General features: G+C 69.0%; 1 protein-coding gene. It reads right to left on the reverse strand.

All coding sequences use genetic code 11. The annotated features are described in order from the left end of the window. Window positions 1–323, reverse strand: a 323-nt coding sequence (locus tag EN852_RS37850; protein WP_135879839.1) for an EAL domain-containing protein, incomplete at both ends; no start/stop codon positions are given.

Here is a 323-nt window from a genome sequence, read left to right on the forward strand (position 1 = left end):
GCTGTCGACGAAGTCCCATAGTACCGGATCGCTCAGAGTCTGCGCCGACAGGTTGAAGCCGAGCGTGATCGCGCCGGATTTCATCGCCGCGCAGTGCCGCGACAGCGCGGTGCGGATGATCCAGCGATCGAGCCGCGCGGCAATGCCGAAGCGCTCCGCCGCCGGTATGAACTCGCCGGGCGGGATCAGCCGACCGTCCTTTCCGGCACGCCGCGCCAGCCCCTCGACATGGCCGTACTCCCCCCAGGGCCTGCCCAGCCGGTGGATCTCCTGGCCGAACAACCTCAGCCTCCCATCCTCCCTGGCATCCACCGTGTCGGCGG

The sequence above is a fragment of the Mesorhizobium sp. M2E.F.Ca.ET.209.01.1.1 genome, assembly GCF_004010375.2.
Classification (GTDB): Bacteria; Pseudomonadota; Alphaproteobacteria; order Rhizobiales; family Rhizobiaceae; genus Mesorhizobium.